Below are 17,059 nucleotides of genomic sequence, written 5' to 3'. Positions count from 1 at the left end.
CCTGCGCGCCGTCCCCGGGGCGCGCGTGCGCCTCGCCGGTCGCAGCCTCCGCACCGATGCGAGCGGCCGCGCCCGGCTGCGGGTGCGGATCGCCCGCGCCGGCCGCCGCCAGGTTCGCGTCACGGCGCCGGGCCACCGGTCGGCTCGCGCCACCCTGATCGTCCGCGGGTAGCCCGCTCTTCCCGGCGCTCCGCGACGGCCGCTCACCCGCTCCGGCGCTGACACACGGCGGGGCGGGTGAGCCGGCAGCCCTCCGCGTCGGCGGCTCAGTCCCGCGGGCGCTTCTCCGCCAGCCGCAGCCAGACCTCGTTGCGCGTCGGGAACGCGGGGACCGCCTGGTCGAGCACGTCCAGCGGCACGCGTCCGGCGACGGCGATCGTCGCCGCGTGCAGCTGCTCGGCGACGCCGGCGCCGACGAACGTGGCGCCGACCAGCACGCCGGCCGCGGGGTCGATCACGAACCGGGTCGTGCCGCCGGCGCCCTTGCCGACGAAGCTGGCGCCGGCGTTGCCGTCGCTGGCGACGTCGATCGCCCGGGCGTCGATCCCCGCCTCGCGGGCCGAGGCGAGCGTGTGCCCGACCGCCGCCACCTGCGGCTCGGTGAACGTGACCCGCGGGCTGGTCAGGCCGTCGGGCTCGTGCTCGCCGAGCGCCGCCGTCGCGTACCCGAGGATCCGGTCGGCGGCGACCCGCGCCTGACGCTTGCCCTGGTGCGTCAGCAGCGCGCGGCCGTTGAGGTCGCCGACGGCGTAGAGCCAGTCGCGCCCGCCGACCCGCAGCGCGTCGTCGGTCGCCACGAAGCCGTGCTCGTCCGCCGCGACGCCGACGCTGTCCAGGCCCAGGCCGTCGCTGTTGGGGTGGCGGCCGGTGGCGACCAGCAGCTCGTCGCCGGCGATCACCTCGCCGTCCTCCAGCGTGACGGCCACCCGCTCGCCGTCGCGCGACGCGCTCGCGATCCGGGCGCCGACGCGGACGTCGACGCCGTGGGCCCGCAGCCCGGCGGCGACCTGCTCGCCGGCGTACTGCTCCTCCTTGACCAGCAGCCGCGGCGATCCCTCCAGCAGCGTGACCTCGGCCCCCAGCGACGACCACGCGAGCGCCAGCTCGGCCCCGATCGGCCCGCCGCCGACGACGACCAGCTGGCCGGGCACCGTCTCGGCGGTCGTCGCCTCGCGGTTGGTCCAGCCGCAGGCGTCGGCGAGCCCGGGAACCGGCGGGATCGCGGGCCGGCTGCCGGTCGCCAGCAGGACGGCGCGGCGGGCGGTGATCCGCTCGGCCGGCCGCTCGGCGTCGGCGTCCTCGAGCACCTCGACGACCAGCTCGCCGGCGAGCCGCCCGTGCCCGCGGACCAGGCGCACGTCGCGCTCCTCCAGCCACGGCAGCTGGGCGTCGTCGTCCAGCTCGTGGATCACCTCGTCGCGGCGGTCGAGGACCACCTGCGGATCGATCGTCCCGCTGAGCAGCTCGCGCACGCCCGGCACCCGGGCGACCTCGTCGAGCAGCTCGACCGGTCGCACCAGCGCCTTCGACGGCATGCAGCCGTAGTACGAGCACTCGCCGCCGACCAGCCGCGGCTCGATCAGGACCACGTCGAGCCCGGCCTCGCCCAGCCGCCCGGCGGCGACCTCGCCGGCCGGTCCGGCGCCCAGCACCACCACGTCGGCGTCGCTCTCGTGCACGGCAAGCTCCTCTGCGTCGGGGTCGCCGGCACGGGGCCGGCGGGGCGGAGCGGCGCCGCCCGCGACCATCCTCGCGGGTTGGGCGGCGCTCCGCGAGGGGACGGGCGATCGGCTGGCCCGCGCGGGCCGCGACCCGGGCCGGCACGGAGCCGCCGGGGTCGCGGTCGGGGTCCTACCGCAGGCCGCGGAACGTCGTCCAGGTCCGGCGCGAGCCGCCGGTCGACGTCTGCAGGCCCGACTTCCACGACTCGCCGGCCGCGGTCGGGTCGCGCAGCTGGTACCAGAGGAACGACCGGACCTTGTACTTCTCGGCGATGGCCCAGGCGCGCTTCAGGTAGGTCGCGGCCTTCGACGTCGAGAGCTTGTCGCTGCCCGAGGTCTTGTAGGCGAACTCCGTCAGGTAGATCCGGCTGGCGGCGGTCGACGAGATCCGCTTGGTCCTCGCGGCCTTCCTCAGGTCGGCCTTGGCGTAGCCGAGGTTGGCCTGGGTCCAGTCGTCGCGGTCGCTGCGGCGCTTGCGTGGGTCGGCCTTGAAGTCGTAGGTGTGCAGCGAGACGCCGTCGGCCTTGACCTTGTAGGTCGAGCTCCTGCCCTTGGCCCGCCACTTCGAGTCGAGCCCGAGCACCTCGCGCACGAAGTCGCCGGCGCTGCTCGACTGGCCGTGCGGGTAGTTCCTCGACAGCGGGCGGTCGTAGGGCAGCAGCTCGCCGAACAGGACCTTGGCGCTCGGGTCGACGGCCTTGATCTGGTCGTAGGCGGTGTTGTGGATCTTGCGGTAGACCGTGCCGGCGCCGCGCTTGGGGATGTGGCGGAACCAGTTGGGCTCGTTGAGCGGCGCGTAGTAGCGCGCGACCGGCAGGTCCCGGAGGCCCTCGGCGAGGGTCCGGATGTAGGACCGGTAGGCGGTGACGCTGATCTTCGAGGCCGCGGTCGGCCCCTTCTTGCGTCCGCGCGGGTTGAACGACGCGTCGCCGGAGACGTTCGGGGAGACCTCGATCGCGGTCACGCCGCTGCCGGCGGCGGTCGCCTGCTGGGCGAAGGCGCGGATCGCGGCGACCTGGGCGGGGTCGGGAGCCGACGACTTGCCGTCCCAGCGGGTGTTGAAGCGGACCAGGCCGACCTTGGCCTCCTGCGCGGCAGCCAGGAACGCCGGGGTCGATCCGGGCTCGTTGACGGTCATCTGCTGGTCCTGGAGGCCCTTGACGACGGCGGCGGAGGCCGGGCTCGCGGGGGTCAGGGCCAGGGCGGCCGCAGCGGTGGTCGCCACGGCGGCCGTGGTGCGGATGCGGGTCATGTGCTCCTCGTCTGGTGGGGGGAACGGACGTGGATCGAGTCCACCCCGGCGCGAGCGCGGACGCGGGTCCGCGGCGCCAGGGGTTCTCGGACTACGACACGCGACGAGGGCGAAGGGTGCGGTCGGGCCGGCGAGACCCGGGAGGACGGGTCAGGGGCCGCTGGCCGCCGCGGCCAGCGCACGGACCGCGTCGATGTCGGTCTGGGCCTCGGCCCGGCTCGCGAAGCAGGTGCCGGAGAGCGCGACCTCCTGGACCACCGTCGACGTCGCCCGCCAGCGGTAGTTGCCGAGGTCGTCCCGGTAGATCGCGTAGTTGTTGGCGTAGGCCCGAGCCTTGAAGCTCTCGGCCGCGCGTCGCGCGCCGGCGCGGGTGATGTAGCTGACGCCGGAGCGGGCGGCCGTGGTCCGGCCGTCGGCCTTCACCAGGCGCCAGCGCGCGTGCTGCGCGGCATCGTCGTAGACCTGGAACTTCGTGCCCATCGTGAGCCCCCTGCTCTCGTCATGGTGCACATGCATCCTAGGCCGTGTGTCGAGGTACTTGGACATCGTTCGTCCGCTTGTCCCGTGAACGACACACACGGTGCTACGTTCGTTGCTCGGGAGTATCGAGTTGACGTTGTAGCTGTGTCCGAACTCGGACCGTGACATGGGCGCGAAGCGCCACCCTTGATCCTCCGACTCAATGCGACGCGCTCGCGTCGCAGCTTGGAGGGCCCTCATGGTCGCTACGACCATCCGGACCGTCGGCAGGACCGACGGTCGACACGACGCCATCGGTGGATCGGCGGTCGTTCGCACGACGCGCCGCGCGACCGGGTTGGTGTGCCTCGCGCTGATCGTGCTGGCGGCAGCGGCGAGCGGCGCACGTGCGGCCGCGGTCGGCCTGGGCACCACGGCGAGCTTCGGCGTCCTCGGCGGCAGCACGGTCACGAACACCGGGCCGAGCCAGATCACCGGCGACCTGGGCGTCAGCCCGGGCACGGCCGTGACGGGCTTCCCGCCCGGGACCGTCGCCGGCACGATCCACGCCAACGACGCGGTCGCCCTGCAGGCGCAGTCCGATCTGGTGATCGCCTACGACGACGCGGCCGGACGAAGCTCGACCGCGACCGTGGCCGGGGACCTGGCCGGCCTGACGCTGACGCCCGGCGTCTACACGTCGGCGACCTCGATGGGACTGTCCGGCGACCTCACGCTCGACGCCCACGGCGATCCGAGCGCCGTCTTCGTCTTCCAGGCGGGGTCGACGCTGACGACCGGATCCGGCAGCCGCGTGCTGCTGACCGGCGGCGCTCAGGCCTGCAACGTCTTCTGGCAGGTCGGGAGCTCGGCGACGATCGGCACCAACTCCAGCTTCACCGGCAACATCCTGGCGCTGACCTCGATCAGCCTGACGACCGGCGCGACCGTCGACGGCCGCGCGCTGGCCCGCAACGGCGCCGTCACGCTCGACTCCAACGTCATCACCCGCGCGACCTGCGCGACGGGCGGCACCGGTGGGACGGGCGGCACCGGCGGGACCGGTGGGACGGGTGGCACCGGTGGCACCGGGACCGGTGGGACCGGCGGCACGGGCACCGGAACGGGTCCTGGAACGGGTCCCGGCACGGGCACCGGCGAGACCCCCTCGACCGGGCTGACGGTCACCACGGGTCCGGCATCCGGGATCGGGTCGACCAGCGTCCAGCTGGGAGGAACCGTGCGACCGGGCACGACCGGCGGCAGCTTCTACGTGCAGTACGGGCGCACCTCGGCCTACGGCAGCAACACGCCGAAGGTCCGCGTGCGGCCCAACACGCGTCCCCGACGCGTCCGCACCACGGCCCGCCGCCTTCGGCCGTGCCGGACGTACCACTACCGGATCATCGGCGTCCGTCCCGACGGCACCAAGATCTACGGGGTCGATCGCCGGTTCCGGACCCGCGGCTGCACGCCGCGGACGCCGGCGCGCCGGCCGCGCACCCCGCAGGGGTTCACCGGCTGATCGGCGCCGGGGGCGAGTCGCTTCGCGGCTCGCCTCCGGCTCCTGCCTGCCGACGGGATCCCGATGGCACCGATCCGCCGCCTTGCACCGCAGATCGTCGCGGTGGTCGCGCTCGGCGCGACCTGCGCCGCGCTGCACGACGTCCGGCCCGCGCGGGCCGCGGCACCGGCGACGCAGCGCCTGGCCGCCATCGAGCGACCCCACGACGTGTTCGTGCGGCCGACCCGCGGCTCGCCACGGCTGACGACCCTTCGCGCGCAGCGCCCGATCACCGCCGCGAGGACGGTGGTCCCCGTGGTCGGCGAGGCGCTCGACGAGCAGGGAGCCCGCTGGCTGCGCGTGATGCTGCCCGGTCGCCCGAACGGCTCGACCGGCTGGATCGTCGCCACCGCCACGCGGGCCACCCGGACGTCCTGGAGGCTGCGCGTGGACACGTCCGCCCGACGGGTCACCGTCCTGCGACGGGCGAAGCGCGTCCGCACGTTCCGCGCCGTGGTCGGCGCGCGCGCGACGCCGACGCCGCACGGGCGGTTCTTCGTCGAGGAGACGATCCGCCTCGGCCCGCGGCGCGTCGGGGCGCCGTTCGCGTTGGCGCTCAGCGCCCGCTCCAAGGTCCTGCAGCAGTTCGACGGAGGCCCCGGTCAGATCGCGCTCCACGGGCTGCGCAACGTCGGGGGCGTGCTCGGCACCGCCGCCTCGCACGGCTGCGTGCGCTTGAGCGCCCGGGCGATCAGCTGGCTCGCCGCGCGGATCGGGCCCGGCGTCCCGATCGACATCGTCCGCTGAGGCCGGCGGCGAGCGCCGCCGGCCGGACCGACGCCGTTCCCGGCGTCGCTCGGGCGTCCTCCGCGCTCGCCGGCCCGGTGGACGCCCCGATCCGCGACCTGACGGCTAGCGCAGGCCCTTGAACGTCGTCCAGGTCGACCGCACGCCGCCGTCGCGGGTCTGCAGGCCCGACTGCCACAGCTCGTCGGTCGAGGTGGGGTCCCGCAGCTGGTACCAGAGGAAGCTCCGGACCTTCTGCTTCTTGGCGACCGTCCAGGCCTTCTTCAGGTAGCTGCTGGCCTTCGACGTCGAGAGCTTGTCGCTGCCCGAGGTCTTGTAGGCGAACTCGGTCAGGTAGATCCGCTTCGCCGCCGCCGAGGGCAGCCGCTTCGTCCTGGCCGCCTTCCTCAGGTCGGCCTTGGCCCAGTCCAGGTTGGCGTGGACCCAGGCGTCGCGGCCGCGCTTGCTGCTCTTGCGGCTCGGGTCGGCCTGGAAGTCGTAGGTGTGCAGCGAGACGCCGTCCGCCTTGACCGCGTAGCTCGCCGTGCGGCCGCGGCCCTTCCAGCTCTTCGTCAGGCCGAGCGCCTCGCGGACGAACGCGCCCGGGTCGGCCGACTGGCCGTGGGGGTAGCTCTTCGACGTCGGGCGCGCGTACGGCAGCAGCTCGCCGAAGAGGACCTTGGCCGCCGGATCGACGGCCTTGATCTCCTCGTAGGCGATGTTGTGCAGCCGCCGGTAGAGGATCGCGCCGCCGCGCTGCGGGATGTGGCGGAACCAGTTGGGCTCGTTGATCGCCGAGTAGAAGCGGGCGACCGGGACGTCCTTGAGCGCCGTCGCCAGCGCGCGGATGTAGGCGCGGTAGGCGTCCTGCGAGATCTTGTCGGTGGCCTTCGGCCCCCTGCCCTTGCCGCGGGGGTTGAACGACGCGTCGCCCGAGATGTTCGGCGAGACCTCGATCGACCCGATGCCGGCGGCCGCGGCCTTGGTCGCGAACGCCTTGATCGCGGCCACCTGGGCCGGGTCCGGCGCCGAGGCCTGGCCGTCCCAGCGGGTGTTGAAGCGGACCAGGCCGACGTTGGCCTCCTGCGCGGCGGTCAGGAACGCCGGGGTCAGCCCCGGCTGGTTGACCGTCATCTCCTGGTCCTGCAGGCCCTTGGTGACGGCCGCCGAGGCGGGCAGGGCCGGCGCCAGGAAGGCGGCGGACGCGGCGGTGGTGGCCAGGGCGAGCGTGGCTCGGCTGCGAGTCATGGGGTCCTCGTCTGGTCGTTGGGGGACCGGATCCGGGCCGATCGGCGCGAGGCCGGCGGACCGCATCCGCGGGGCCGCACCGGCGAGCCCCGGCACGGGACCGCGTTCGGCGCCCGACGGGCGCAGGGGCGACGGCCAGGCACCATAGCGAGCACTCGTCGTCGCGCGTGCAGGTTCGCTGGCGTCGCTCGCCGACGGCGTCCGTCCGCGATCCCGCCCGTCCGTCCGGGCCGTCGCCCCGATCGCTGGCTGCCGCTCGGTCGAGGGGGCTAGCCTGGGGAGATGCCCTCCGAGTCACCCGCCGACGCGCACGCGTCGGCCGCCGTCGTCGCCGCCGACGCGCTCGGCGTCTTCGTCCGGGCGATGTCGGGCCTGGAGCAGGCGACGCCGGACAGCGCGACCTTCTGGGACCGGATGTGCGAGGCGGTCTGCGGCACCGTCCAGGTCGACCGCGCCGTGCTGCTGCTCTACGACGAGGGGCGTCGCCGCGTTCGGCCGGTCGGCACCTACCGCTTCGACGGCGACCAGATCCGACCCGAGGGCGTCGGGATCGAGGACGCCCCGCTCTCGCGGGTCGCGCTCGAGCAGGACCGCGTGATCGACACGCTCGACGACACCACGCGCGAGACCGCGGTCTCGCCCGACCTGGCCAACCTGCCGGAGGGCGACCTCGCCTACGTGCCGATCATCGCCGGGGGCTTCTGGTACGGCGTGATGATCGTCGAGCACAACAACGGCGAGCCGCTGCCGAGCGCCGATCGCGACGCGCTCTGGATCGCCGGCAAGGTGGTGGCGTTCGCCGCCGAGGCCCGCCGCGCGACCCGTGCCCAGGAGCACGCCCGGCAGCTGAGCGCCCGGCTGCTGCTGGCGCGCCAGGTCCACGAGCAGGTGATCCAGCGGCTGTTCGGGGTCGGGCTGGTGCTGGCGTCCTCCGAGCCGCTCGAGGGGGAGGGGCGCGAGCGGGCCCGGATGGAGGTCGAGGCCGCGCAGGCCGACCTGCGGCAGATGCTCCACGGCCCCGAGCTGCACGTCGCGCCGCCGACCGCGCTGCGGCTGTGGGAGGAGATCGAGCGGCTGCGGCGCGCCCACGACTCGATCGAGCTGCTGTCCGAGCTGGAGGAGGGCGTCGAGGTCCCGGAGCCGTTCGAGTCGCTCGCCCAGTCGGTCCTCGGCGAGGCAGTCCGCAACGCGCTCAAGCACGGGCGGCCGACCGTCCTCCACGTCACCCTTGCGCGCAAGGGCGAGGACGCGATCGCGATGACCGTCGACAGCGACGGCGCCGGCGAGGCGGACGGCTCGCGGACCGGCGGCAGCGGCGGCCTCGGGCTGCGGCTGGCGGCGGTCGAGGCGCTGCAGGCCGGCGGTCTGCTGGAGTTCGGGGCGCAGGGAGAGAACGGGTGGCGCGTGCGGTTGCTGCTGCCCGCCGAGCACGAGACCGAGGAGGGCGACGAGTGACGCGCGAAGTGGGACGCACGACGGTGCTGCTGGTCGACGACCACGACGTGGTGCACTGGGGGCTGCGGTCGCTGCTCTCCAGCCAGTCGTGGGTCGCGCGCTGCCTGAGCGCGCGCAACGGCCAGGAGGCGGTCGAGCTGGCCCGCCGCTACTCGCCGCACGTCGCGCTCGTCGACCTGTTCCTCGGGACCGAGTCCGGGGCCGAGCTGTGCGAGCGGCTGCGCGAGGCCGAGCCGCGGACGCGGGTGCTGCTGCTGTCGGGCGCCGGCCGGATCTCGGCCGCCGCGGCCAAGGCCGCCGGCGCGTCGGGCTTCGTCCCCAAGGACTGGCCGGCCGCCGACGTCTGCCGTGCCGTCCTGGCCGTCGCGTCGGGACGGACCGTCTTCGACGGCGCGGCGGCACCGGCGACCCCCGCCGGTCTCAGCCCGCGCGAGCGCGAGATCCTCGAGCTGATCGCGACCGGGGCGACCAACCCCGAGATCGCGCTCAAGCTGCACCTCTCGCCGCACACGGTCAAGGAGCACACCAGCTCGCTCTACCGCAAGCTCGAGGTTCGCAACCGCGCCGAGGCGGTCCAGGCCGCCAACCGGCTGGGGTTGAACTAGGGCTCCCGGTCGGCCGCCCGCCGATTCGGGACGCGAGGCGTCCCACGTCGCCACCCCGGCCGGCCACCAGCCACACCCAGCCCTACCCCACCCACCTCCGCACCACGACCCGCGGAGCGCTCCCCGGCACGGCCACGGCCCCGACGTGGTCGTCGGCGAGGGGCAGATCGACGACGGTCCAGTCGCCCTCGGCGGCGAGGGCCGGGGGGAGCGCCGTCGGGCGGTGGCCGGCCCGGGCGGGGGCGAGGTCGAGCTGGTCGAGCGGGACGCGGATCCCGCAGCCGACGCCCTTGAGGTAGGCCTCCTTGCGCGTCCATCCGCGCAGGAACTCGGCTGTCCGCCGCTCGGGTGGGAGCGCGTCGAGGCGCGCGCGCTCGGTGGCGGTCAGCGTCCCGTCGAGGACCTGGCGCCGGGCGGCCAGCGGCTCGACGTCGACGCCGACCTCGCAGCCCTCGGCGACGGCGATCGCCAGCAGGTCGCCGGCGTGGCTGAGGTTGAATCGGACGTCGGGGTCGCCCCCGCCCGCCAGCCGCGGCTTGCCGTCGGTCGCCACCGCCAGGGCGACCGTCGCGGGCGCCACGCCGAGCGACGACCCGAGCAGGCCCCGCAGCACCGTCCGGGTCCGCCCGTAGCGACGTCGCGCCCGCTCGCTCGTCAGGCCGCCGAGATGCTCCCGCTCGGCGACCGACAGGGTCGCGATCGCGACCGGTCCCGCATCGAGCGCGGCCAGCCACACGGTCACTTCACGGGACGGGGGATGGGCGCCGGCTTCGGGCATCGCTCGCTCGCGGTCACCGACCCGCGACGCGCGGGCCGGGCGACCTCCCGGCAGAGGCTGCCAGACCCCGACGGCGGCCGCCCACGGCCGGCCGCCGCGAGCATCCGCGGTGGACGTGCTGTCTGACGCTGCGACGGGTCTCGCGCGGCGATCCGCGACCGGTCGCGGATCGCCCCCCGGTGAGGGGGTGGCGGTCCGCGGCGGATGGCGGTCCGGCTCCGCGGCATGGCAGGCTGTCGTGTCGTGAGCGTCCCGACGGCCATCCTCCTCCCTGGGCAGGGCACCCCGATGGAGGGGGCCGGCGACGAGGTCGCGCGCCTGCGTCCCGACCTGCTCGAGGCCGTGATCGCGGCCGTCGGCGAGGACCCGTTCCCGCGCACCGGAGAGAGCACCCGCTTCGCCCAGCCGGCGATCGTGGCGTCGTCGCTGGCGCGCTACTCGGCCCTCGGCCTGCCGCGACCGGACGCGATCTTCGGCCACTCGCTCGGCGAGATCGTCGCGCTGGCGCTCGGTGGCGTCATCACCGAGGGCGAGGCGCTGCGCCTGGCCGCCGCCCGCGGCGCCGCGATGGCCGACGCCGACCCCGAGCGGATCGGCTCGATGGCCGCGCTGCGCAAGGGCGGGATCGAGGCCGCGCAGGAGCTGGCCGCCGCCCACGACCTCGTCGTCGCCTGCGACAACGCCCCCGGCCAGGTGATCCTCGCCGGGCGGATCGTCGACCTCGACGCCGCCGCCGAGACGGCGAAGGCCAGCGGCAACCGCGTCCGCCGGCTCGACGTCGCGGGCGCCTTCCACTCGCCGCTGATGGTCCCCGCGACCGCCGGCCTGCAGGCCGCGATCGACGGGATCGACTTCCGCCCGCCGCACACGCCGGTCTGGTCGGCGGTCACCGCCGCCCCGGCCACCGACCCGGCGCAGCACCTGATCGACGGCCTCACCAGCCCGGTCCTCTTCCGGCCCGGCCTGCTGGCGCTGCACGCGGCCGGGATCCGCCGCTTCGTCGACGTCGGACCGGGGGACGTGGTCGCCGGCCTGGCCCGCCGGACCTTCCCGGAGGCGGAGTTCGCGGGCGACGCCGCCGTCGTCGTCGAGGCCCCGAGCCCCGTCGGCGACGAGGTCGCGGCCGCGATCGGGGACGATGGCGCGCATGCCTGACGCTCCGACGCCGTCCGCCGCTCCCGCGGCCGCTCCCCCGCGGCCACTGCGAGTGGCCCCGCTCGGGATCGGCGCCGCGCTGCCCGAGGCGATCGTCACCTCGGCCGAGATCGAGCAGCGGCTCGGGCTCGAGCCGGACTGGCTCGTCTCCCGGACCCACATCAAGCAGCGCCACATCCTCGCCGACGACGAGAAGCTCACCGACTTCGCGCTGCTCGCCGCCGAGCGCGCGCTGGCCGACGCCGGGATCGACGGGGCCGAGGTCGACCTCGTGATCGGCGCCTGCCTGATCAGCGACGACATCGCGCCGTCGATGGCCGCGGTGGTCTCCTCGCGGCTCGGCGCCGGCCACGCGGCCAGCTTCGACGTCTCCTCCGGCTGCAGCGGCTTCGTCGCGTCGGTCGCGACCGCGACCGCGATGATCGAGTCCGGGCGCTTTCGGACGGTGCTGGTCGTGGCCGCCGAGGCGATGAGCCGCCTGACCAACCGCAGCGACAAGGCGACCGCCGGGCTGCTCGGCGACGGCGCCGGCGCGATCGTCCTGCAGGGCACCGACAGCGAGGGCGTGGGCCGCGTCGGCCGCTCGGTGATGGGCTCCGACGGCGCCAACGGCGGGACGGTCCGGGTCGCGACCGAGCACCCGTCGATCTACGACGACGGCGAGTTCGGCGCCGGGATCCCGTTCGCCGTCCAGATGAACGGCTTCGACACCTACAAGACGGCCGTCAAGCACTTCGAGGAGACCGTCCGCGAGACCGCCGCCGTCGAGGGCCTGGAGCTCGACGACATCGACCTGATCGTGCTCCACCAGGCCAACGGGCGGATCCTCGAGGCGGTCCGCAAGCGGCTGAAGCTGCCGGCCGAGCGGATGGCCAGCTCGGTCGAGACGCACGGCAACACGTCCGCCGCCTCGGTCGCGCTGGCGCTCGCCGACGCGCGCGCCGACGGCCGGGTCGTCCCCGGAACCCGCCTGCTGCTGGCCGGGTTCGGCAGCGGCCTGGCCTGGGCCGGGATCACGATGATCTGGGAGGGCCCCGCGAATGGCCGCTGAGCCCGGATCGACCCACCACCACGACCGCACGAGGCGATCGAGATAGCCCCCAAGCCCTTCACCTGGCCCCCCGCGAAGCCCGAGGACGGCTGCGCGCTCGTGACCGGCGCGTCCGGCGCGATCGGCTCGGCCACCGCCCGCGCGCTGGCCGCCGACGGCTGGCCGGTCGTCGTCCACTACGGGGGCAACGTCGAGAAGGCGGGCGCCGTCGTGGCGTCGATCGAGGAGGCCGGCGGCCGGGCCGTGGCGATCGGCGCCGACCTCGCCGACCCCAGCGCCCCCGAGCAGCTGCTGGCCGACGCCGTCGCGGCGCTCGGCCCGGTCCGGGTGCTGGTCAACAACGCCGGGATCACCCGCGACAACCTCGCGCTGCAGATCAGCGACGAGGACTGGCAGACGGTGATCGACGTCGACCTGAGCGCCGCCTTCCGGCTGCTGCGGGCCGCGCTGAGCCCGATGATCAGGGGCCGCTACGGCCGGATCGTCAACGTCTCCTCGATCATCGCCCTCAAGAACAACCCCGGACAGGCGAACTACGCGGCGGCCAAGGCCGGTCTGCTCGGCCTGACGCGGTCGGTCGCCTCCGAGGTCGCCCGCCGCAACGTGACCGTCAACGCGGTCGCGCCGGGCTTCATCGAGAGCGAGATGACCGACGGCCTGCTCGAGGACCTCGTCGGCCACATCCCCGCCCGCCGCGCCGGGCAGCCGGAGGAGGTCGCCGCCGCGATCCGCTTCCTGGCCTCGCCCGAGGCGTCCTACGTGACCGGCTCGACGCTGGTCGTCGACGGAGGGCTCGGCGCCTGACCGAGGCCACGGCGCACGCGTCACGGCGCCCGCCGCCGGCCCGCCGCGGAGGACCCCCCGGACGGCGGTACGCCGACCACGGGACCCCCCGGATGGCGGTACTCCGCCGCGAGCCCGGTGCCGGCCCGCCCGAGCCGCGTGTACCCCTTGCAGCACCCCGAACTTCTCGAATCGCACGCAACCAGACCGCAGGAGAACCACAACGTGTCCACCGTCACCCGTGAGGACGTCGAGGCGCTCGTCCTCAGCTCGCTCGAGGAGCTCGGGGCCGAGGCCGACGCCCTGAGCCCGACCGCCACCTTCGAGGACCTCGACGTCGACTCGCTCGACCTCGCCGAGCTGTCCCAGATCGTGGAGGAGAAGTACGCCGTCAAGCTGCAGGGCGAGGACGTCGCCAAGCTGCGCACGGTCGAGGACGCCGTCAACCTGATCGTCGAGCGCGCCGCACAGTGACCGCGGCTGCGATCACCGGGATCGGCGCCGTCACCCCGCTGGGGGTCGGCGTCGACGCGCTGTACGCCGGCTGGACCGGTGGTCGCAGCGGCATCGTCGACGGGCAGGGCGCCTGCCTGGACTTCGAGCCGACCGACTTCCTGACGCGCAAGGAGGCCCGCCGCGCCGACCGCTCGAGCCAGCTGCTGCTGGCGGCGGCCGACGAGGCGCTGGCCCAGGCCGGCTGGGGCGCCCCCGGCGACGAGCTGCCGTACGCGCCCGAGCGCGTCGGCTCGATCATCGGCTCGGGGATCGGCGGGTTCATCACCCTGACCGAGAACCACAAGGCGATGCTCGAGGGCCTGCCGGTCTCGCCGCTGGCGATCCCGCTGCTGATGGCCAACGGGCCGACCGGCCAGGTCGCCCTCCGGCGCGGCCTGCTCGGTCCCAGCTGGGGCACCGTCAGCGCCTGCGCCGCCGGCGCCCACGCGATCGCCTCGGCGCTGCGCGAGCTGCGGGCCGGGACGGTCGACGCGGTCGTCACCGGCGGCACCGAGGCGGCGCTCGTCGACCTCGCCCGCGCCGGATTCACCGCGATGACCGCGCTCTCGCCGACCGGCCAGTCGCGGCCGTTCCACGTCGACCGCGACGGCTTCGTGCTCGCCGAGGGCGGCGCCGCGCTGGTGCTCGAGGATCCCGAGAAGGCGAAGGCCCGCGGCGCCGAGATCCTCGGCTACGTGCTCGGCGCCGGCTCCTCGCAGGACGCGCACCACCTGAGCGCCCCGACGCCGGACGGCTCGGGCGCCTCGCGCGCCGTGACCCAGTCGCTGGCCGACGCCGGGATCGCCGCGACCGATGTCGACTACATCAACGCCCACGGCACCGGCACGCCGCTGAACGACCGGTCGGAGACCGGCGCGATGCACCTGGCCCTCGGGTCGCACATCACGCAGATCCCGATCTCGAGCCTGAAGTCCGCGATCGGCCACACGCTCGGCGCCGCCGGCGCCATCGAGGCCGTCGCGACCATCCGGGCGCTGCGCGATCGCGTGGCGCCGCCGACGCTGAACCTCGACCAGCCGGATCCGGAGCTGGATCTGCTGCACGTGCAGGGCGCCCCCGTGCCCCTGCGCGAGACGAACGGCCGGGCCCCGATCGCCCTGTCGACGTCGTTCGGGTTCGGCGGCCACAACGCCTGCATCGCCCTGGGGGGCAGCTGACCATGAGCGGACGCACCGGGATCCCCGCCATCTTCGAGCGCGACGGCGCAGGCGCATCGGTCGCCGATCGCGTCGCGCCCGGTGCCGTCCTGACGCCCCAGGAGCGCCTCGAGGCGCTCTGCGATCCGGGCTCGCTGCGCGTGATCCGGACCGCGGTGCGCTCGCCGGCGCTCGGCGAGCGGGCCAAGGCCGGCGACGGCGTCGTCGCGGGCCTCGGCACGGTCGGCGGCCGGCCGGTCGCCTGCTTCGCCGAGGACCAGACGCTGCTCGGCGGCAGCCTCGGCCAGCGCCACGCCGAGACGATCGTGCGGCTGCTGGAGATGGCCGAGGACGCCCGGATCCCGGTCGTCGGCTTCATCGCCTCGGCCGGCGCCCGGCTCCAGGAGGGGCTCGAGGCGCTCTCCGGCTACGGCCAGATCTTCGCCGCCCTGACCCGACTCTCGGGCCAGGTCCCGCTGATCTCGGTGATCTGCGGCACCTGCGCCGGCGGCGGCGCCTACGCCCCGGCGCTGACCGACATCACGATCATGACCCGTGACTCGGCGATGTTCCTCACCGGCCCCGGGGTCGTGCGCGAGGTCACCGGCGAGCAGATCTCCGCCGAGGACCTCGGCGGCGCCGAGGTCCAGGAGCAGAACGGCGTCTGCCACATGGTGGCCGACGACGACGGCGAGGCGATCGGGATGGCGCGCGAGCTGCTCGGCTTCCTGCCGCAGAGCTGCGACGAGGAGCCGCCGCGGGCCCGTCCGGTGCCGCCGCCGGCGTTCGACCCCTCGGCCTTCGTCCCCGACGAGCAGCGCAAGGCCTACGACGTCCGCGACGTCGCCTCGGCGATCGTCGACGGCGGCCGGCTGCTCGAGATCGCCCCGCGGTGGGCGCCGAGCGTCGTCTGCGCGTTCGCCCGGATCGACGGCCGCTCGGTCGGGATCGTCGCCAACCAGCCGAAGCAGATGGCGGGCACGCTCGACGCCGAGTCGGCGCAGAAGGCCGCCCGCTTCGTCCGCTGGTGCCACCTGTTCGGGGTGCCGCTGGCCGTCCTCGTCGACACGCCCGGCTTCCTGCCCGGCAGCGCGCAGGAGGGCGGCGCGGTGATCCGCCACGGCGCCAAGCTCGTCCACGCCTTCGCCGAGGCCGACGTCCCGAAGGTCACCGTCGTCGTCCGGAAGGCGTTCGGCGGGGCCCAGATCGCGATGAACAGCAAGGCCCTGGGCGCGACGCTGGTGCTCGCCTGGCCGAGCGCGCTGATCGGCGTGATGGGGGCAGAGCAGGCCGTCGGGATCACCGGCCGGCGCGAGATCGCCGCCGCCGACGATCCGGTCGCCAAGAAGGCCGAGCTGGCCGCCGAGTACGCCGCCGAGCACCTGACGGCCGAGGGCGCCGCGACGCTCGGCGTGGTCGACGAGGTGATCGACCCCGCCGCCACCCGCGACCGCCTGGTGTGGGCCTTCACGTCGCTGAGGCGCGCGCCGCGTCGCCAGCAGCGCGCCCGCAACATCCCGCTGTGATCCGTCGCTGCCCCAGCGGCGGCGGTCCGTCCGATCCCGACCCTCCGAGGCCCGCGTGAACGCTCCCGTGCCCTCCGGCCTGCTGGCCGGCCACCGCCTGCTGATCACCGGCGTGATCACCCGCGATTCGATCGCCTGGCACGTCGCCGCCCGCGCCCAGGAGGCGGGCGCCGAGGTCCTGCTGACCGGCTTCGGCCGGCCCCGCCGCCTGACCGAGCGGGCGGCCAAGCAGCTGCCGACCCCGGTCGACGTGCTCGAGCTGGACGTCAACAAGCCGGAGGACCTGGCGGCGGTCGCGGCCGAGATCGACGCCCGCTGGGACGGACGCCTCGACGGCGTGCTGCACGCGATCGCCTTCGCCCCCGAGGACGCGCTCGGCGGCAGCTTCCTGGAGACCCCGGCCGAGAGCGCCAAGACCGCGTTCGAGACCAGCGCCTTCTCGCTCAAGGCGCTGGCCGCGGCGCTGCTGCCGGCGCTCTCCAAGGCCGAGCACGGCGGCTCGGTCGTCGGCCTCGACTTCGACGGCCAGGTCGCCTGGCCGATCTACGACTGGATGGGCGTCGCCAAGGCGGCGCTGGAGGCGACCAGCCGCTACCTGGCGCGCTACGCAGGGCCGCAGGGCGTTCGCTCGAACCTGGTCTCGGCCGGACCGCTCGAGACGATCGCGGCCCGCGGGATCCCCGGCTTCAACACCCTCGCCGACGGCTGGAACGCCGGCGCTCCGCTGGGCTGGGACACCAGCGACCCGACGCCGACCGCCGACGCGATCCTGTTCCTGCTCTCGCCGCTCTCGCGCGCGATCACCGGCGAGGTGATCCACGTCGACGGCGGGGTCCACTCGGCGGGGCCGGTCGGCGCGGGCTGAGGGTTCGGGCGTCGGGCGTCGGGCGTCGGGCGGGGCGTCGGCTCGGCTCGGGGTGCGTGGCCCGCGGGGGTGGGTGCTCGGTCGCTCGCGCTCTCGGCTGGGGTGGCGTGCGTGGTCCGCGGGGGTGCGGTGCGCCCTCGATCGCTCGCGGCCAAGTGGGTTGGTGCTTCGGTTTGCGTGGTCTGGTTTGGCCGCGAATGGTGCGATCGAGGGCGCACC

General features: G+C 75.0%; 16 protein-coding genes. 11 read left to right on the top strand and 5 right to left on the bottom strand.

All coding sequences use genetic code 11. The features are described 5' to 3' along the window. Window positions 1-266: 266 nt before the first annotated feature. From PAI11_RS21440 to PAI11_RS21430, 3 genes are all read right to left on the bottom strand, one after another. Window positions 267-1,748 (bottom strand): dihydrolipoyl dehydrogenase family protein, encoded by a 1,482-nt coding sequence (locus PAI11_RS21440; RefSeq protein ID WP_007578634.1) that lies wholly within the window; start codon window positions 1,746-1,748, stop codon window positions 267-269. 103 nt (window positions 1,749-1,851) lie between these two features. Continuing rightward, a complete protein-coding gene (locus PAI11_RS21435; protein ID WP_007578632.1) occupies window positions 1,852-2,973 on the bottom strand; it encodes a hypothetical protein in 1,122 nt (373 codons plus the stop codon). A gap of 150 nt (window positions 2,974-3,123) precedes the next feature. Beyond that, on the bottom strand, window positions 3,124-3,453 hold the full coding sequence (locus tag PAI11_RS21430; RefSeq protein ID WP_007578630.1) for a YegP family protein: 330 nt from the start codon (window positions 3,451-3,453) through the stop codon (window positions 3,124-3,126). 238 nt (window positions 3,454-3,691) lie between these two features. On the opposite strand from PAI11_RS21430, the gene PAI11_RS21425 reads away from it, so the two are divergent. Together PAI11_RS21425 and PAI11_RS24990 are read left to right on the top strand one after the other, a co-directional pair. Beyond that, window positions 3,692-4,957 carry an ice-binding family protein gene (locus PAI11_RS21425; protein WP_138974470.1) on the top strand — a complete coding sequence of 422 codons (1,266 nt, stop codon included), beginning with the start codon at window positions 3,692-3,694 and terminating at the stop codon, window positions 4,955-4,957. 63 nt (window positions 4,958-5,020) lie between these two features. Next, window positions 5,021-5,743 (top strand): L,D-transpeptidase, encoded by a 723-nt coding sequence (locus PAI11_RS24990; protein ID WP_007578626.1) that lies wholly within the window; start codon window positions 5,021-5,023, stop codon window positions 5,741-5,743. Between the two features lie 105 nt (window positions 5,744-5,848). Here PAI11_RS24990 and PAI11_RS21415 read toward each other — a convergent pair whose 3' ends face one another. Next, window positions 5,849-6,970, bottom strand: coding sequence for a hypothetical protein (locus PAI11_RS21415; protein ID WP_007578624.1), 1,122 nt, complete (start codon window positions 6,968-6,970; stop codon window positions 5,849-5,851). A gap of 282 nt (window positions 6,971-7,252) precedes the next feature. Between PAI11_RS21415 and PAI11_RS21410 the strand changes: the two genes are divergently transcribed. Further along, window positions 7,253-8,425, top strand: coding sequence for a GAF domain-containing protein (locus tag PAI11_RS21410; RefSeq protein ID WP_007578622.1), 1,173 nt, complete (start codon window positions 7,253-7,255; stop codon window positions 8,423-8,425). Then, complete coding sequence (locus PAI11_RS21405) at window positions 8,422-9,030, top strand: response regulator transcription factor (RefSeq protein WP_007578620.1); 609 nt, start codon at window positions 8,422-8,424, stop codon at window positions 9,028-9,030. Before PAI11_RS21410 ends, PAI11_RS21405 begins: the two co-directional genes overlap by 4 nt. Before the next feature lie 82 nt (window positions 9,031-9,112). Here the strand turns inward: PAI11_RS21405 and PAI11_RS21400 are convergent, their stop codons facing one another. Beyond that, complete coding sequence (locus tag PAI11_RS21400; RefSeq protein ID WP_050897353.1) at window positions 9,113-9,772, bottom strand: 4'-phosphopantetheinyl transferase family protein; 660 nt, start codon at window positions 9,770-9,772, stop codon at window positions 9,113-9,115. A 279-nt stretch (window positions 9,773-10,051) separates the two neighbouring features. Between PAI11_RS21400 and PAI11_RS21395 the strand changes: the two genes are divergently transcribed. From PAI11_RS21395 to fabI, 7 genes are all read left to right on the top strand, one after another. Next, entirely contained in the window at window positions 10,052-10,963 is a 912-nt protein-coding gene (locus PAI11_RS21395; RefSeq protein WP_170320771.1) for an ACP S-malonyltransferase, read from the top strand. Continuing rightward, window positions 10,956-12,014 carry a 3-oxoacyl-ACP synthase III family protein gene (locus PAI11_RS21390; RefSeq protein ID WP_007578614.1) on the top strand — a complete coding sequence of 353 codons (1,059 nt, stop codon included), beginning with the start codon at window positions 10,956-10,958 and terminating at the stop codon, window positions 12,012-12,014. The genes PAI11_RS21395 and PAI11_RS21390 overlap by 8 nt, the downstream gene beginning before the upstream one ends. A 99-nt stretch (window positions 12,015-12,113) precedes the next feature. Continuing rightward, window positions 12,114-12,818 carry a 3-oxoacyl-ACP reductase FabG gene (fabG, locus tag PAI11_RS21385; protein WP_007578612.1) on the top strand — a complete coding sequence of 235 codons (705 nt, stop codon included), beginning with the start codon at window positions 12,114-12,116 and terminating at the stop codon, window positions 12,816-12,818. Between the two features lie 204 nt (window positions 12,819-13,022). Then, window positions 13,023-13,271 (top strand): phosphopantetheine-binding protein, encoded by a 249-nt coding sequence (locus PAI11_RS21380; protein ID WP_007578610.1) that lies wholly within the window; start codon window positions 13,023-13,025, stop codon window positions 13,269-13,271. After that, entirely contained in the window at window positions 13,268-14,470 is a 1,203-nt protein-coding gene (locus PAI11_RS21375) for a beta-ketoacyl-[acyl-carrier-protein] synthase family protein (RefSeq protein WP_007578608.1), read from the top strand. Before PAI11_RS21380 ends, PAI11_RS21375 begins: the two co-directional genes overlap by 4 nt. A 2-nt stretch (window positions 14,471-14,472) precedes the next feature. Next, entirely contained in the window at window positions 14,473-15,975 is a 1,503-nt protein-coding gene (locus PAI11_RS21370) for an acyl-CoA carboxylase subunit beta (protein ID WP_007578606.1), read from the top strand. Between the two features lie 55 nt (window positions 15,976-16,030). After that, a complete protein-coding gene (fabI, locus tag PAI11_RS21365) occupies window positions 16,031-16,840 on the top strand; it encodes an enoyl-ACP reductase FabI (protein WP_244406579.1) in 810 nt (269 codons plus the stop codon). Window positions 16,841-17,059 lie beyond the last annotated feature (219 nt).

Origin of the sequence: Patulibacter medicamentivorans (assembly GCF_000240225.1) — a bacterium.
Lineage (GTDB): Bacteria > Actinomycetota > Thermoleophilia > Solirubrobacterales > Solirubrobacteraceae > Patulibacter > Patulibacter medicamentivorans.
This window is presented reverse-complemented; position numbering and strand designations above follow the sequence as displayed.

Bases quoted from the DNA above. Each gene is read 5' to 3' on its own strand.
- PAI11_RS24990 (WP_007578626.1), top strand. From the start codon at position 5,021: ATGGCACCGATCCGCCGCCTTGCACCGCAGATCGTCGCGGTGGTCGCG.
- PAI11_RS21425 (WP_138974470.1), top strand. From the start codon at position 3,692: ATGGTCGCTACGACCATCCGGACCGTCGGCAGGACCGACGGTCGACAC.
- PAI11_RS21430 (WP_007578630.1), bottom strand. From the start codon at position 3,453: ATGGGCACGAAGTTCCAGGTCTACGACGATGCCGCGCAGCACGCGCGC.
- PAI11_RS21415 (WP_007578624.1), bottom strand. From the start codon at position 6,970: ATGACTCGCAGCCGAGCCACGCTCGCCCTGGCCACCACCGCCGCGTCC.
- PAI11_RS21370 (WP_007578606.1), top strand. From the start codon at position 14,473: ATGAGCGGACGCACCGGGATCCCCGCCATCTTCGAGCGCGACGGCGCA.
- PAI11_RS21435 (WP_007578632.1), bottom strand. From the start codon at position 2,973: ATGACCCGCATCCGCACCACGGCCGCCGTGGCGACCACCGCTGCGGCC.
- PAI11_RS21440 (WP_007578634.1), bottom strand. From the start codon at position 1,748: ATGGTCGCGGGCGGCGCCGCTCCGCCCCGCCGGCCCCGTGCCGGCGAC.
- PAI11_RS21390 (WP_007578614.1), top strand. From the start codon at position 10,956: ATGCCTGACGCTCCGACGCCGTCCGCCGCTCCCGCGGCCGCTCCCCCG.
- PAI11_RS21410 (WP_007578622.1), top strand. From the start codon at position 7,253: ATGCCCTCCGAGTCACCCGCCGACGCGCACGCGTCGGCCGCCGTCGTC.